A 15,604-nucleotide genomic window follows, 5' to 3' on the forward strand; every position below is an offset into this window, starting at 1 on the left:
GGTCCCGTTCCGGAGCGGCCAGAGAGGATCGAGATGAAAAGCCCGGCCGACCTGCTCTTCCTGTCTGGCGTCGTGGAAGAGGTGGAGCCGGTGACCCACCGGATGCGCCGGCTGCGCCTCACCGGCGACCGCCTCCGGACCGTCCCGTGGCTCCCCGGCCAGCACGTACGGGTCAACGTCACGCCGCCGCGCGACTGGCTGCGCCGCCCCGGAGACGCCCGGCGCAGCTACTCGGTCTGGGCGCTGGACCGCGACCGGGGCAGCCTCGACCTCGGCGTACTCGACCACGGCGACGGGCCGGGGGCGTCCTGGGGGCGCAACGCCCGGCCGGGGCAGCCGATCAGCCTGTCCCGTCCCGAGGGCCGGCTGACCCTGCGGGAGTCGGCGTACCACCTGTTCGTCGGCGACGAGACCGCCGCCGTCGCCTTCGGGGCCATGCTGCGGGCGCTGCCCGCCCGGACTCCGGCGTACGGCGTGCTGGTCACCGACCGCCCCGGCGGAGAGGTGCCGCTGCCCGCCGGGCGGCAACTCCACTGGGTGTACCGGGGCGACGCCGACCCGGCCGACAGCGGGACGCTGCTTTCGGCGGTGCGCGCACTCGACCTGCCCGGCGAGCCGGGCACCGCCTACCTGGCCGGCGAGGCCCGCACCTGCCAGGCCGTCCGGGACCATCTGGTCCGGGACCGGGGCTGGTCCCGGCGCCAGATCGTGGTGAAGCCGTTCTGGGCCCCGGGGCGGCGGGGCCTCGACTGAGGACCCGGGCCGGGGATTCCGCCCGACCGCCGCCCGGACCGGCCGGGTGAACCGGGGATTCCGCCCGACCGCCGCCCGGACCGATCGGGTGAAACTGTGCCGGCCAGGTGAAACTGTGCCGACCAGGTGGACCGTGCCGGTCAGTAGCCGGGGAAGACCCGGCGCAGATCGTCCAGGCCGAGCGGGCCGGTCACGGTCAGCGTGTCGGGCGTGTGCTCCGGCGACAGCCGGCCGGCGGCCAACCGCAGGAACGCCTCGGCCGGTCCGCTGATCTCGCCGGCCGGCTGCTCCGGCCGTTCCACCAGCTCGACCCGGTCGGTCAGCCGCAGCCCCAGGGACCGGTCCGGGTCGGTCAGCCGCAGCGCCAGCTCCACCGGCCGGTCGCCGACCTCGTCCGGCCGGCCGATCCAGCCGAGCAGGCCGCCGAGCCGGTCGAGCAGCAGCGGCACCGCCTCCGGCGCCACCGTCGCGTACCGGTTGAAGGCGACCTCCACGTCCCACTCGTGCAGGGCGAACTCGCTGAGCCGCATCCCGGCCGCGGTCGCCAAGTCGACCGGCTCGGGCAGGAAACCGAGGTCGATCCGCACGCTGGACCGGGTGGCCGCGTCCAGCGACTCGTACCGCTCGACGAGCCGGCGGTTGGCCTCCAGAAAGCCCTCCGCGTGCTCGATCGGGGTCATCGCGTCCCACCGGGCCCAGACCTGCTTGTTGAAGTCGGCCTCCAGCGTGGGGCGACCGCCCAGCGCCACGTCGAGGGTGGCCTCGTTGATCTCGGCACCGCTGCCGAGATGGCTGAGCACCTGCGACACCTGCCACTCGCTGGCCCCGGACGGCCGGGTCAGGTCGGACGGGCCAAGATCGCGGACCAGTGCCGCGAGTTCGTCGTGGCCCGAGCGGAGGGCGGCGATGGTCGTGTCGGCGGTAGTGGCCATGTCTTCCTGTCTCCCGGGTTGTACGTCGCCGGCTCCGGATCGGCCGGCGCGACACCCGCCCATCATGCCCGCTGGCCCCGGCCGGCCGCCGACCCACTCGGCGAACCCGCCGGGCTGGCAAGGATGATCAGTCCGCAGCCGGTGATGCGTCCGGGCCGGCGATAGCCCGGAATGGCCCGGTCCACCCTCGTCACCAGCACCGGATATTTACACCGGCACACACCTCGATTAGCATGATCACCAGTGAGTACACGTTGGGTGGCGCCCCCGACACGGGAAGTGACTAACCCTGCCGACCCGGCAGGGCCGTCACCGAAGTGACGACAGGAGATCTACCGTGGGCTCCGAGATCACCCGACCCTCACCCGACCGACCCGCTGCCGGCGAGGCGATCCCGCCGCCCGTACCCCGAACCTCCCGACGGCCAACCTCGAAGCTGGTGACCCTGCTGGCGGGCGCCGCCGTCGTGCTGGCCAGTACGCCGCTGTGGGGCACCGGCGATCCGGTCCCGCTCGACGACGCCGAACTGTCGGCGGCGCCGACGTACACGATCGGGTTGCAGCCGGCGGCGGACCCGGGACCGTTCCCCGGCAGCGTCACCCCGACCACCCCGACCATCACCGTCGCCGGGGAGCGGGACGGGGAGAGCACCTTCGCCGTCGTACGGTATCCGCAGGTGCAGCCGAAGAAGCCGGGCGAGCTGGACTTCGACCACTTCCACACCGGGATCGAGATCGAGTGGTGGCTGAAGAAGTGGGCGCACCAGCGGCCGGACATCGTCGACCTCTACATCGTCGGCGAGAGCTTCAGCGGCGAGCCGATCTACCAGCTCACCATCACCGACAAGTCGACCGGTAAGGACACCGACAAGCCGGCCGCGTTCTTCGAGGGCAACCGGCACTCCGGCGAGGTCTCCTCGGCCGAAAGCTCGCTCTGGCTGGCGCACCACCTGATCAGCCGGGCCGGCCGGGACCGCCAGGTGGACCGGATCCTCGACGAGAAGACCGTCTACATCCGGCCGGTCAACAACCCGGACGGGCACAACCTCTACCTCTACACCGCCCAGACCAACCGCTCGTCGGTCCGGCCGACCGACAACGACGCGGACGGCAAGCTCGACGAGGACCCCGGCGAGGACCTCAACGGCGACGGCTACCTCGGTCAGCTACGGCAGTACGTGGGCGCCGGCAAGGGCACCCACGTGGTCGACGACCGCGATCCGGCCAAGGTCGTGATGCGCAGCGTCGGTGCCGGCAACGGCGACTACCTGATGTTCTCCGAGGGGGTCGACAACGACGGCGACGGCCGGGACAACGAGGACGGCGTCGGCGGACTCGACCTGCACCGGAACTACCCGTACAACTGGCATGTCATGCCCGGCTACGACGAGACCGGCCGGAACCTCACCCAGGTCGGAGCCGGCGAGTACCCGCTGTCGGAGCCGGAGACCCGGCACGTCTACACCTGGCTGATGTCGCACACCAACATCGGCGCGGTGAACAGCATGGACACCCGGGTGCCGATGCACCTGCGCGGCCCGTCGACCTGCGACCCGGTCGAGTGCATGTACACCGGCGACCGCAAGCTCTACGAGCACTTCGACCGGGCCGGCGTCGGCTTCACCGGCTACCGGTACTCCGGCAGCGTCTACATCGACTACGCCACCCGCAACGGCGGCGACCCGGCAGCACTCTTCGGGCACGGCCCGGACTTCGGCTACTTCCAGTACGGCGCCGTCTGGTACGGCGACGAGATCTGGAACGGCGGCGACTTCGTCGACTACGACAAAGACCAGCGGTTCGCCGACTGGGAGCGGTCGCGGTGGTGCGCCGAGAACCGGCGGACCAACTGCTTCCTGCCCTGGACCAAGATCCAGCACCCGTTGCTCGGCGCGGTCGAGGTCGGCGGGATCAACCCGAAGTTCTGGGCGCAGAACCCCTCGCCGGACCTGATCGGGCAGTGGGCGGCGAACCAGGCCCGGTTCAACATCTACCTGACCGAGTCGCTGCCGCAGGTGGCGCTCTCGCAGGTCGGTGTGCGCAAGCTCCGGGACGGGCAGAGCGACGGTGCGACGCACGAGATCACCGCCACCGTCACCAACACCGGCCGGATCCCCACCGCGCTGGAGCAGGCGAAGGAAGTCAAGATCGTGGCTCCGGACACCGTCGAGGTGCAGGGCGCGCGGCTGGTCGGCGAGGCTCCGCAGTTCTTCCTGGACGGCGGGAAGAAGCAGCGGGTGACGCTGCGGGTGAGCAAGGGCGAGGCAGAGTCGGTCACGGTACGGGCGGTCAGCGTCCGGGGTGGACTCGACTCCGCACCGGCACGGCTGCGCTGACCGGTGCACGTCATCGGGCGTAATCCGGGACCGGTAAATGGGTTGGACAGCGGCAGCATCATGAACTCGTGACGTTGCGGCTGTCGGGCGGGGTGGTGCCCGGACCGGACCGGCGGATCTGGGCCCCCGGTCCACGGGGTCGGGCCGTCGACCCGGACGGGGAAGCCGTCCCCGGCAGTCCGGTCGTGCTCGGACCCCGCTCGGCCGGGCCGGAGGCCGCCGACCGGGCAATCGCGGAACTCACCCGGCTGCTCGCCGCCGGTGGCCCGCTGGCCGCCGGAGCCGGCGTCGACCTCGGGTACGGGTTCCGCTCGGCCCGCGCCGAGGGTGCCGCCGGAGACCGGCGGGACGCCGTACTCGCCGCCCTCATGGTGCCGGGGCTGGCCGGCGGGCTCGGCGACCGGCGGGCGGTACTCGTCGCGCTCTTCGGCCCGGACGCGACGAAGCCGCTCGGCGCCGCCGCGCAGGCCGTACTCGACGAGGGCCGGTGGCCGGTGCTGCGTTTCGCGGTCGCGGCGAGCGACGTACTCGGACCGGAACAGCTCGTCCGGGTACTGGAACTGCGGGCACCGGACGGGGTCGACCCGTTCCCGGGCGGGCTGCCGTCGGTGGTGGGTGGGCAGCTCACCCGGGTACTCCGGGAGGTGCCCCGGCCACGCCGCCTCGCCCTGCTGACCGACCTGTGGCAGCGGGTCTGCGCCGACGGTTCGACCCGGCTCCGCCGGGAGCGGCTGCGCGCCTCGCAGGGCCGGCAGGATCGCACCGCCGACCTGACCGCGCGCTACCGGCGGTACGAGGAGGAGGAGCTGACCCTGCGGCTGCGCCGGGAGTTGGGGCCCGAGCCGACGGTGCTGCGGGCCGCGCTGTGGCAGCCGTCGGCCGGATACTGGCTGACCCGAGCAACCCGGGTGCTCCGGGACGCGCTGGCGGCGACGGTGCTGGCCCGGGTCGCGGTCGCTGCGGTCGACCGCGGCCTCGACGCCGCCCTGGCCGGACACCGGCACGAGATCGAGGCGGCGGCCGCCGAACTGTCCCGGGCCGAGGCGTCGCTGTCGGCCCGGCGGAGCGCCGGCCTCACCGGCATCCCGGCCCGCCCTGGGTCGTACCTGCGGGACATCCTCGCCCGGAACCGGCTCGGCGAGCCGCTCGACTCCCGGGCGGCGAGCTACCTCGGGCAGCGGTTGGCCCGGGCCCGCGACTACGGCCGGGTGGTGCTGGACGCCGTCGACGACCTCGTCGGCTCGCTCGTCGGCGAGGACTCGGTCTCGCTCCGGGAACAGCTCGCCGGTTGGGCCGGCACGCCACTGACCGTATGGCGGGACCGGGTGGGCTACCTGTCGCCGGGCCGGGCCGAGCGCTGGGACCAGCAGCCGATCCTCGGTGCGGAGCCGCCGCTCCCAGCGCTGGCCGACCGGCTGCGCGCCGCACCGCACCGCCCGGTGGCCGAGGTCGAGACCATCGGCGACCTGTTCTGGTACGCCGAACTCGCCGACGCGCTCGCCCAGCTCAACGGCCACCCGCACGCCGTGATCTCCCCGCACCGGCTCGGCCCGACCGCCGACACCGATCCGGCACCGCCGGACGAGCCCCTGGTGCCCCGGTCGCAGTCCATCCCGCTCGCCGTGGCCGGCGCCGCACAGTTGGTGGACCTCGGTGCGAAGGTACCGCCCCGCTGCCGGAGCTGGCCGGAACTGGTCGCCGGGCTGGTCGACGACGCCACCATCGCCACCGCGCTGACCGCCGCCTTCGCCGTGCCGGCCCCGGTCGAGCACTTCGACGGTACGGTGCTGCCCGGCACCGACGCCCGGATCGAGCTGGCCCGGACGGCCCGGCAGTTGGCGGACTGGTCGCACTACATGGGCAACTGCATCGCCGGTCCGCACTACGTCGAGGACGCGACCCGGGGCCGGAGTGCGCTGATCGCCCTCCGCGCGCCGGACGGCCGCATCCTGGTCAACGCCGAGCTGCGGCCGAGCGCGCGCGGCTGGCGGCTCGAAGAGATCCGGGCCCGCTTCAACGAGGATCCCGATCCGGTGCTGCTGCGCCGGACCGCCAGCTGGCTCCGCGCCGTCGCCCCGCCCGAGCGCGCGATCCCGCAGCCGCGCCGGGCGGGCCCGCACGACGAGACCGCCTCCGACCGGCCAGCCCGGGCCGCCCGGCCCCGACCCGCCGTACGGGTGCTGCGTGACCTCGGCCACCGCCTGGACGAACTGACGGCGGCGACGGTCGCCGAGCCGGAAGCCGTACGGGCGGTCGAGACGCTGGCGGTCCTGGCAACCTGGTTGGCCGGCGCACCGGCGACACCGGCGTCCGACCCGCACGACGCGCTCACCGCGCTGCGCCGGGCCACCCCGGCCGCCGTCGCCCGGGCCTGTCGGGCCACCCTGGCCGACCCGGCCGGACCCGGTCTGGTCGCGCTGTGGCAGGCGAGCGGGCACCGCCCACTGGCCCGCGCGGTGCGGGCCCTGGCCCCGTCCCGCCCCGGCGCCCCGGCACCGCCCACACTGGACCGGCTGGCCCCGCTGCTGGTGGACGCGCCGCTGCCCGGCTCGCTCCGGCCGCTGGCCCGGGTCGGGCAGGTCGCCGTCGCCCGTACCGCCGACCTGGTCGCGCTGCGGCTGCGCGCCGCCCTGGGCACCCTGCTCCGGCAGGACGCCGCCGAGCTGGCCGACGCGGTACGTGCCCGGCCGCACCTCGGACTGCTCCGGGCAGCCGCGCTGGCGGTGACCTCCTGGGGCGGCCCGCCCGCCGGGAACCCGCACGCCCTGCCGTCCACTCCGGACGTGACCGTCGTGGTGCCGCGTCGCCGGGTGCGGGTGCCGGGCTTTCCGCAGTCGTCGCTCCGGGACGAGGGCTGGCAGTCCGGCTGGCCCGACGCGATCGAGCTGGGCGGCGTACCCGACGGGTTCTGGGACCGGATCGCCGCACACGGGCTGCTGCTGCCCTCGTCGTGGCTGACCGACGGCGGCTGGGGCCCGCTCTGGTCCCGGGCCAACGGCCCGCACCGATAGTCCGGGTCCGAGCGGTCGCCGCGCCGCCCCCGCGCCGCCGTCAGCGGCGGCGCGGGCGCCGGCGCCGTTTGCCGGCCAGGACCAGGGACGGTCCTGACCGCGTCACCTCGGCCCGGGTGGGCACCGGACGCCCGAGCCGCACCGGTACGGGTTTTCAGTCGACCAGCGTGACCCGGCCGTTGTCCAGGTCGTACCGCGCGCCGACGATCGCCAGTTCACCGGCGTGCACCTTCTCGCCGATGTTCTCGCTGGCCTCGGCGAGGTGCCGCGCCTGGGCCAGTACGTTGGCCCGGACCGACGCCTCCACCACGTCGCCCGGCCCGCCGAGCAGCGGCTCGACGACCGGACGCAGCGCCTCGACGATCGCCTGGATCGCGCCCGGGGCGGTGCCACCGCTCTCGATCGTCTGCACGGCGGCGGAGACCGCACCACACCGCTCGTGGCCGAGGACCAGCAGCACCGGCGGGGCGAAGTGCTCGACGGCGTACTCGATGCTGCCGAGCATGAGGGTGTCGACGATGTTGCCGGCGACCCGGTTGTCGAACAGGTCACCGAGGCCCTGGTCGAAGAGGACCTCCGGGGGTACCCGCGAGTCGGCGCAGCCGACGACGATCGCGAACGGGTCCTGCCCGTCGGCGAGATCGCGGATGTACCGGGGGGACTGGTGCGGATGCCGCCCCCGGCCCTGGACGAAGCGACGGTTGCCGTCCAGCAGCCGGGCGACGGCGGCCCGGGGGTTGTCGACGGGCGCGTCGCCGGAGGGCTGCGCGGCGGCCGACCCGGCGAGGGCGACGGAACCGACGGCGGTCAGTCCACCGGCGGCCAGCAGCGAACGTCGGGAAAGGGTCGACTTGCCTGGAAAGATCTTCACAAGTCGGGAACGTACGTCGCCCGGCGCCGAACCTGAATGACCGCCGGGAGTTGCCTGCGCCACTTGTCCGGCCCGCTCCACACAGGACGCAGATCTCACACATCAGAAGTCCTTGCCACGCCACCGCCGTGGCACTATCGTGCCGAACCCCCGGACCTCGCGAGAGGTGTCCCCCCGGAGCCGGCCGCACCGGCCTAGGGTCGGACGAAACCCGCGCCACTGATCTCCAACTCCTGGTCCGGCGGCGAGGTGAACCGCTGGCGCTGCTCGTCGAGGACCAGCAGCAGGCCGGTCGGGATGTCGAAGAACAGCCCCTGCACCGACACCTTCGCCGGCCCGACGCCGCGGGCGGCGAGGAACTCCCGGAGCACCGCGACCTGGCGGGCGACGTTCACCATCGCCAACTGGTCGACCTCGGCGCGACCGTCCCGGGCGGCGGCCAGCCCGACCGGATGTCCGGCCCGCCACGCCGCCCGGCTCGGCCGCCCGCACCGCAACCAGCGCCCGACGTGGCTCTCCTCCTCGTCGCGCCCGCCGAGCAGCCCCTGCATGGCCCCGCACCCGGAGTGCCCGCAGACCAGCAGCGCCGGCACGCAGAGCACCTCGACGGCGTACGAGACGGCGGCCGCCACCGAGGACTCCGCCGTGTGGTCGGCGGGGACGAGGTTGCCGATGTTGCGCACCGTGAAGAGGTCGCCGGGCCCGCTGCTGGTGATCACGTTGGGCAGGATCCGGGCGTCGGCGCAGGTCAGGAAGAGGCTGTGCGGCTTGTGCCCACCGTCCAGTTCGGTGAGGAACGGCAGCAGCCGGGCTGCCGAACGGCGGTGGTATTCGCGTACCCCGACGTGCAGCGGCCGGAGCGCGGCCAGCGCCGATCCGGGCTGGTCGGCGCGGCTCGGCTCGCCCGCCCCGTCCGGGTGCCGGGCCTGCCAACTCGACCAGGGCGAGAACCAGCGCGGCGGCACCAGGGCGTGGATCCGCCGGGACGGCCGGGGGTGGTCGCCGCGCAGGGCCGCCGGACCCACCTCGTCGAGGTGTACCCGCCCGCCGGTGCTCTCGTGCTGTCGTACCCACCAGTCGAGGTGGTCGAAGGCCGCGTGGTCGAGGAAGTCGGTGACCAGTTCCAGGTCGACGGTGCTGCCCGGCGGCACCCGCCCGAGGACCATGGCCAGCCGCGGGATGGCGAGAAAGCTGAGCGTCCCCTCGACGTGCACGGACCAGTGCTCGCGGCCCGCCGGACAGGCGCGTACCCGCTCGGCCTGCACCGTGGCCCAGACCACCCGGCGGAGGATCAGCACGACCGCCAGAACGAGTCCGATCAGGACCCCCTCCAGCAGGTTGAAGACCACCACGCCGAGGGCGGTGACGACGTAGACGGTCAGTTCGCGGTGCTGGCGTACCCGCCGGATGTCGGAGATCTTCACGAGTTGCAGGCCGACCACGACGAGGAGCCCGGCCAGCGCGGCCATCGGGATCCGCTCGACGAGTACGACCAGCAGGACCGCGAAGAGCAGGACCCACACACCGTGCAGGACCGCGGAGCCCCTGTTCCGGGCCCCCGCGTTGACGTTGGTGGAGCTGCGCACGATGACACCGGTGACGGGCAGCCCGCCGAGCAGGCCGGAGAAGCCGTTCGCCAGGCCCTGGCCGATCATCTCCCGGTCCAGGTTGGTCGGGGTGGACCGGCGGCCGTCCCGGGCGGCCCGGTCGGCGGCCAGCCGGTCGACGGCGGTCGCCGACAGCAGGCTCTCCACGCTGGCGATCACGGCGACGGTCAGTACCGCGGCGGCGACGGCCGACCAGTCCCGGTCGGGCAGCGCCGGCAGGTGTACGGCGGCCAGCAGCGACCCCGGCATCTCCACCCGGGCCAGGTCGACGTCGTTCCAGACCATGGCGGCGAGGGTGGCCAGGGTGACCGCGACGAGCGGGCCGGGTACCCGGCGGACCGGTCTCGGCAGCCGGGGCCAGAGCACCAGCAGCCCGATCACCGTGAGCCCGATCAGCGCCGCGTGGTCGTGCCGGGTCGCCAGTTGGGCCGGCAGGTCGATCAGGTTGCGCAGTGGTGTGGTGCCGGGTTCGCCACCGAGCAGCACGTGCAGTTGCCCGAGCACGATCGTGACGCCGATCCCGGCGAGCATGCCGTGCACGATCGCCGGCGAGAGGGCGAGCGCGGTCCGGGCGAGCCGGCACAACCCGAACGCGACCTGCAACAGCCCGGCCGCAGCGGTGATCGCGCAGGTGGCGGCCCAGCCGAACCGGCTCACCAACTCCGCGACGACCACGGTAAGCCCGGCGGCCGGGCCGGTGACCTGGAGCGGCGAGCCGCCGAACAGGCCGGCGACCACCCCGCCGACCACGGCCGCGATCAGGCCGGCGGCCACCGGGGCGTTGGAGGCGGCCGCGATGCCCAGCGACAGCGGCACGGCGACCAGGAAGACGACGAGCGAGGCCGGTAGGTCGTACCGTAGGTCCCGGCGGACCCAGGCGCGAAGCCGGTGCGATGTCTCGGCCAGGCCGAACGTCGTGGGCGACATGGTTCCTCCTCCGGCTCCGCCACACGAACGGCGGAGGTCGTTGCCGGTCCGGACACGACTGCGTTTCCGATAATTGGCCTAAGAGGGGAACGTCGCTGTTCGTCAGGATTCTAGCTTTAGATTCGAATGAATCCCTATAGTGACGATTAATCACTTTCCCGGTGTGAGAATCGACACGGGCACCGCCGCCGGACCGTCCCGCATCCGCAAAGCGCGAGGGGCCGACCCGGAAACCGGGGTCGGGGGACCAGTCCGTCGCTGACTCCGGCGATGATGATTCGTTGATATTCGAGTCCCTTGAACCGGTGCATCGTGCCGATGTGTACGCCGTCGACTGCGCAACGGCGTGATGCACGTCAACCCGGACCCGGTGAAGGCCGCCGACGTGCACAGGCTTCGGCATTTCCTGGACCTGATCCGCACCTTCAACAAGTGATGCGGCGCCACCCCGGTGGGGTGCTCAACCGATCGGGGCGCGTCCAGCAGCGAGCCGGGTGAGCACGTCGATGGCGTCTCGGGCCGAGTAGTTCGAGAGCCAGGTGCTCACCGTGAACGTGGCGCGGTCTGCCTCCTGCCGATCTGGTTGACGCAGCGTGGTGGGCAGGTCCTTGACCCGGACCACCAGCGTCCAGGGGCCGCCTGAGATGCCCGTACGACTCGTCTGGATCGCGAAGATGGACTCGATGTGGCTCCAGGGCGCCCGGATCGCGAAGGCATCCGTGCCGGTGCGACTCCGTGCCCGCACCCAGACCCCGCCCGGATCGGCGGCGAGCCAGATCCCGGTCACCTTCGGCATGACGCGGAGGATGCCGAAGAGCATCACGATCAGGAAGGGCAGGACCAGCACCAGCAGGGTCCACGGCACTCCGGACGGAGCGATGGCCGGAACGCACAGCGGCGAGAGGATGCCCAGCCACACGACCGGTTGCAGGGCCAATATCCATACCAGCGCCCTGCGGCGTAGGACGAACGGCTGCCCCTCGTCCGGGATGCTCGGCTGACGAGGTCGGCGAGGAGGTAGGACTCGTGCCCCACACCTCGGTAGCCGCACGCTGGAACTCGTCCGTGTCGACGAACTGCTGGAACTCCTTGAGCATCTTGATCGGGTCGTCGACGCCGACCAGGCGGGCGACCCCACTGAGGACGTGGGCCGCCTCCGGCAGTGCGAGAGTCATCGGCCGGCCGCCCCGGTCCGGCCGGCGGCGCCCCGGTCGCTGCGGTCGTACTCGTCAGCCGCCTCGCCGAGCAGGCGACCGGCTTCCCTGATGGCATCCCGGATCCGGCGCAGGCGCCACTCCGTCCCGGGCTGTGCGTCCGCATAGGTATCCCGGAACGCCCGAAGCTCCTCGGCCATCAGATGAAGCCAGCCGGTACGGCTACTGAACGCGTCGATCGGGATCGTTGCCGGCCCTCCGCCGGCAAATCTCTCCTGTAGCGGCTTGAGATCCTCTGCCACCTGATCCAGGTGGACCGCGTACTTCCGTAGGACGTCCGTATCAGTACCGAACCCATCCGGATTCAACATCTCAAGCCCCTCCGCCACCCCCGCAGCCGACGATAGCAGTCAATCTATTGATCAAGTTTGCCCTGCTCATCGACTTGCATATGGTGGCGAGGCCACACGAGTGTGGCCCCAGGAAATGACAGACATCAGACACCTGTCGGCTCTGTTGTTTCTTAGCGCACTCAATGCCGCGGTCCAGTTCGTCGAGCGGGCGGGACAGCACATGCCGCGTCCATCGCCATGCCTCTCCAGGTACCGATCGCCCTCGGGATATGAGAGGATCTCGATACCTCGCGCGGGTAGGGCACGCAGATCAGCACCGCTGGTGGGCTCCGGCGGTGCCGCCGTGACGTCCATTCCTGCCCGAAAGGTTTCCGATGCCTGTCATTCCCGTACGCCGCTGGTTCAGCGCGGTCGGCGCGCTCGCGCTCGCCGCCGTCGCGATCGTCGCCCCCGCCGGACCGGCCCAGGCCGCCGTCGGCGACTTCCCGAGGGTGATCGCCGAGCCCGCCTCGACCTCGATCCCGGAGGGCACCGGCGCCTCCTTCCGGGTACGCCTGAGCCACCCGCCGGCCGAGGCGGCCTTCCTCCAGATGACGATGCGAGGCACCGGCGGGTGGATCAGCCAGCCGGTGATGCTCCAGTTCACCCCGACGAACTGGAGCAACTGGCAGGGATTCGGGCTGGGGAGCGTGCAGGACGCGGACACGGTCGACAACGTCCTCGTCATCACACTCAGCTTCCCGAATTACCTCCCCGACACCGTCACCTTCACCCAGATCGACGACGACAAGCCGCAACACCGCTGAGGTGACGCGCTCATCGGCGGTGGTGGTCCTTCCGGGAGCGGTGACCGAGACGTGCGTCGGGTCGGTGGCGACCGGTAACAGGGGTGCGGGATCAGGTGGTGCTGCGGATCAGGTGCTGCGGATCAGTGCTGCGGCACCATGTCGTTGACGCAGCGGAGCACCGGACGGGCGGTGAGCGCCGCCGGGTCCAGCGGTGCCGCGGACCGTACGGTGAAGGTGGCCGACTCCCCCGGCAGCAGCGTGACCAGCGCCTCGTCGACCTCTGCCGCCGGATCGAGCCGATCCGGGGCGAGCACCAGGTCGCGCAGGATCGTCCGGGCGGTCACCCGCACCCGCACGCCGTCCGGCGACGGCTCGACCGTGGCCTCGTACCGGGCCGGTGGGTAGGCCAGTTCGCGGTCCTCCGCGAAGAACCAGAAGCTCCGCTCGCCGTCCCCGCCGGGATCGGCGACCAGCAGTTCGGCGCGCGGGTCGTCCGGGCTGGCGACGTCCGCCGGCAGCGGCCAGGTGTATTCCGAGTACGGCGGCACGGACAGCTCGACCGACGCCTTGCCCCTCGGCTCGCCGGCCAGGGTCAGCCGGGTCACGTCCACCCGCCCGGTCCACGGGGTACCGCCGTCGTTGACCGCGACCAGGGCCAGCCCGCCCTGCCTCGGCTGGATGGTGAGCAGCCGGTCGGCGTACGCGCGGCGCAGCGCGTACCACAGGGGTTTGCGGCGGCCGTCACCGTCGACGGCGGCCCAGGAGGTGGCCGGCCAGCAGTCGTTGAGCTGCCACACCAGGCTGCCCATGCAGACCGGCCGGTACGACCGCAGGTGTTCCACCCCGACGCTGACCGCCCGGGCCTGGTTGAGCTGGGTCAGGTAGTGCCAGTCGTCGAAGTCGCGCGGTGCCGGCAGGTGCGCGTCGAGCCCTCGGGCCAGCTTGAGCTGACCGTCCCCGGCCTTCTGCCGGTGCGCCATCGCGGGCGAGTCCTCGGCGAGTTCCCGGCCGGGGATCGCCCGGCGCAGCGTGGCGTAGCTGGCCGGGCCCTGCCAGCCGAACTCGGCGACGAACCGGGGCAGGTAGTCCCGGTAGTGGGTGTAGTCGAGCTGGTTCCAGACCGTCCAGATGTGCATGCTGCCGTGCGCCGGGTCGTTCGGGTGGATATCCGGCCGCCCCGACCACGGGCTGCCCGGCCAGTACGGCCGGCTCGGGTCCAGCTCGGCCAGCAGGCCGGGCAGCAGCTCGAAGTAGTAGCCCGCGCCCCAGGTCCGGTCGGCCAGCTCCGCCTGCCAGCCCCAGTCGTGCCAGCCCCAGATGTTCTCGTTGTTGCCGAACCAGAGGACCAGGCTCGGATGGCTGGCCAGCCGGACGATTTGCTCGGCCGCCTCGGCCCGGACCTCGGTGCGGAGCGGCTCCTCCTCCGGGTACGCGGCGCAGGAGAAGAGGAAGTCCTGCCCGACCAGCAGGCCCAGCTCGTCGGCGAGGTCGTAGAAGTCCTCGGACTCGTACCGGCCGCCGCCCCAGATCCGCAGGAAGTTGACGTTGGCGTCGCAGGCCTGGCGGAGGCGTTCCGCGTAGCGCTGCCGGGTCACCCGGTGCGGGAAGCAGTCGTCCGGAATCCAGTTCACGCCCCGGGCGAAGATCGGCAGGTCGTTGACGACGACGGTGAACGCCGAGCCGTGCTCGTCGGCGGCGGTGGAAAGGCGTACCGAGCGGAAGCCGATCTGCCGGTGCCAGCCGTCCAGCTCGCGCTCCCCGGCGTGCAGCGTGACGGCCAGCGGATAGCGCGGCTGCGCGCCGTACCCCCGGGGCCACCACAGCTCGGGGTCGGCGACGGTGACGGTCAGCTCGGCGCCGCGCTGCCCCGGCCCGAGCACCGTTTCGGCGACCTCGCCGGCCACGGTGGCCCGGACGGTGAGTGGCACGGCCGGGTCGCCGTCGTCGGCCGGGTCGACCTCGACGCGTACCTGGACCCGGCCCTCGGCACCGGCGACGGTGACCTGCGGGCGGACCTCGGCCAGCCGGGCCGTCCGCCAGGTGCGCAACCCGATCTCCTGCCAGATCCCGGCGGTGACCAGCTCGGGGCCCCAGTCCCAGCCGAAGTTGCAGGCCATCTTGCGGATGAAGTTGAACGGCGTCGCGTACGCCTTCGGCCGGGCGCCGAGCCGCCGCTGCTCCGCCTCGGCATAGCGGTACGCCGAGTCGAACCGCACCCGCAGCACGTTGTCGCCGGCCCGCAGCACCCGCCGGACGTCGAAGGAGTAGCTCCGGTGCATGTTGGCGGTGCGGCCGAGTTCGACGTCGTTGAGGGTGACCGTCGCCACTGTGTCGAGGCCGGCGCAGACCAGGTCCACCCGGTCGCCGTCGCCGCCGTCCCACCGGAAGGTGGTCTGGTAGCACCAGTCGGTACGGCCGATCCAGCCCAGCATGAGTTCGTGCTCGTCGAGGTAGGGGTCCGGGATCAGTCCGGCGGCGAGCAGGTCGGTGTGCACGCAGCCGGGCACGGTGGCCGGGACCGGGGCGGACGCGACCGCCTCCGGGACCTCCGGGTTGCCGATCGCGGTCAGCGACCAACCGTCGTGCAGGCTCTGCCAGGACGTCACGGGCACCTCAATTCCTCGGGTCGCGACCGACCATTTCTCGGATCCCGGCCGGTCGCGACCTCGGCGCGCCTTCCCTGGTGGAGGGCACCGTCGCCGGACCGGGAGGCACGGCCAAGACATCGAGAGATGCCGACTGAACCGGATAAGTAAAGTCACCGTACGGGCGCCCCTGCGCCCTGTCAACGGCCCCCGAATCGGCCGCGAATGGTCGACAATCGATGGTCGAGTGACCCAGGTAAGCCCTTACCCGCCGTCCTCCACCTCGAA

General features: G+C 72.5%; 10 protein-coding genes and 1 pseudogene. 4 read left to right on the forward strand and 7 right to left on the reverse strand.

Features of this window, described 5'->3' with window-relative positions; genetic code table 11:
- The first annotated feature begins 33 nt into the window (after nucleotides 1–33).
- The gene (locus tag ACQEVC_RS00915; protein WP_432872374.1) at nucleotides 34–753 is read left to right on the forward strand and encodes a siderophore-interacting protein; all 720 of its coding nucleotides are present in this window, start codon (nucleotides 34–36) and stop codon (nucleotides 751–753) included.
- A gap of 140 nt (nucleotides 754–893) precedes the next feature.
- On the opposite strand, the gene ACQEVC_RS00920 is transcribed toward ACQEVC_RS00915, so the two are convergent.
- Nucleotides 894–1,685 carry a maleylpyruvate isomerase family mycothiol-dependent enzyme gene (locus tag ACQEVC_RS00920; RefSeq protein ID WP_432872377.1) on the reverse strand — a complete coding sequence of 264 codons (792 nt, stop codon included), beginning with the start codon at nucleotides 1,683–1,685 and terminating at the stop codon, nucleotides 894–896.
- Between the two features lie 439 nt (nucleotides 1,686–2,124).
- Here ACQEVC_RS00920 and ACQEVC_RS00925 point away from each other — a divergent pair, with 439 nt between their 5' ends.
- Both ACQEVC_RS00925 and ACQEVC_RS00930 read left to right on the forward strand, forming a co-directional pair.
- Nucleotides 2,125–4,020, forward strand: a complete 1,896-nt coding sequence (locus tag ACQEVC_RS00925; RefSeq protein WP_432872379.1) for a M14 family metallopeptidase — start codon at nucleotides 2,125–2,127, stop codon at nucleotides 4,018–4,020.
- A 68-nt stretch (nucleotides 4,021–4,088) separates the two neighbouring features.
- A complete protein-coding gene (locus ACQEVC_RS00930; RefSeq protein WP_432872380.1) occupies nucleotides 4,089–7,031 on the forward strand; it encodes a hypothetical protein in 2,943 nt (980 codons plus the stop codon).
- Nucleotides 7,032–7,185: 154 nt separating this feature from the next.
- Here the strand turns inward: ACQEVC_RS00930 and ACQEVC_RS00935 are convergent, their stop codons facing one another.
- The 5 genes and pseudogenes from ACQEVC_RS00935 to ACQEVC_RS00955 form a co-directional block, all read right to left on the reverse strand.
- Complete coding sequence (locus tag ACQEVC_RS00935; RefSeq protein ID WP_432872382.1) at nucleotides 7,186–7,902, reverse strand: carbonic anhydrase; 717 nt, start codon at nucleotides 7,900–7,902, stop codon at nucleotides 7,186–7,188.
- A gap of 194 nt (nucleotides 7,903–8,096) precedes the next feature.
- Nucleotides 8,097–10,436: a SulP family inorganic anion transporter gene (locus ACQEVC_RS00940; protein WP_432872384.1), complete on the reverse strand. Its 2,340-nt coding sequence runs from the start codon at nucleotides 10,434–10,436 to the stop codon at nucleotides 8,097–8,099.
- Nucleotides 10,437–10,675: 239 nt separating this feature from the next.
- A pseudogene (locus tag ACQEVC_RS00945) lies at nucleotides 10,676–10,768 on the reverse strand (3'-5' exonuclease); the annotation flags it as partial.
- 128 nt (nucleotides 10,769–10,896) lie between these two features.
- Complete coding sequence (locus tag ACQEVC_RS00950) at nucleotides 10,897–11,373, reverse strand: hypothetical protein (protein WP_432872387.1); 477 nt, start codon at nucleotides 11,371–11,373, stop codon at nucleotides 10,897–10,899.
- A 234-nt stretch (nucleotides 11,374–11,607) separates the two neighbouring features.
- On the reverse strand, nucleotides 11,608–11,979 hold the full coding sequence (locus tag ACQEVC_RS00955; protein WP_432872390.1) for a hypothetical protein: 372 nt from the start codon (nucleotides 11,977–11,979) through the stop codon (nucleotides 11,608–11,610).
- Nucleotides 11,980–12,317: 338 nt separating this feature from the next.
- On the opposite strand from ACQEVC_RS00955, the gene ACQEVC_RS00960 reads away from it, so the two are divergent.
- Entirely contained in the window at nucleotides 12,318–12,749 is a 432-nt protein-coding gene (locus ACQEVC_RS00960; protein WP_432872392.1) for a hypothetical protein, read from the forward strand.
- A gap of 122 nt (nucleotides 12,750–12,871) precedes the next feature.
- Here ACQEVC_RS00960 and ACQEVC_RS00965 read toward each other — a convergent pair whose 3' ends face one another.
- Nucleotides 12,872–15,337: a glycoside hydrolase family 2 protein gene (locus ACQEVC_RS00965; protein ID WP_432890929.1), complete on the reverse strand. Its 2,466-nt coding sequence runs from the start codon at nucleotides 15,335–15,337 to the stop codon at nucleotides 12,872–12,874.
- Nucleotides 15,338–15,604: the final 267 nt, after the last annotated feature.

This window comes from Plantactinospora sp. CA-294935 (assembly GCF_050936445.1).
GTDB lineage: Bacteria > Actinomycetota > Actinomycetes > Mycobacteriales > Micromonosporaceae > Plantactinospora.

Bases quoted from the DNA above. Each gene is read 5' to 3' on its own strand.
- ACQEVC_RS00940 (WP_432872384.1), bottom strand. From the start codon at position 10,436: ATGTCGCCCACGACGTTCGGCCTGGCCGAGACATCGCACCGGCTTCGC.
- ACQEVC_RS00960 (WP_432872392.1), top strand. From the start codon at position 12,318: ATGCCTGTCATTCCCGTACGCCGCTGGTTCAGCGCGGTCGGCGCGCTC.
- ACQEVC_RS00920 (WP_432872377.1), bottom strand. From the start codon at position 1,685: ATGGCCACTACCGCCGACACGACCATCGCCGCCCTCCGCTCGGGCCAC.
- ACQEVC_RS00915 (WP_432872374.1), top strand. From the start codon at position 34: ATGAAAAGCCCGGCCGACCTGCTCTTCCTGTCTGGCGTCGTGGAAGAG.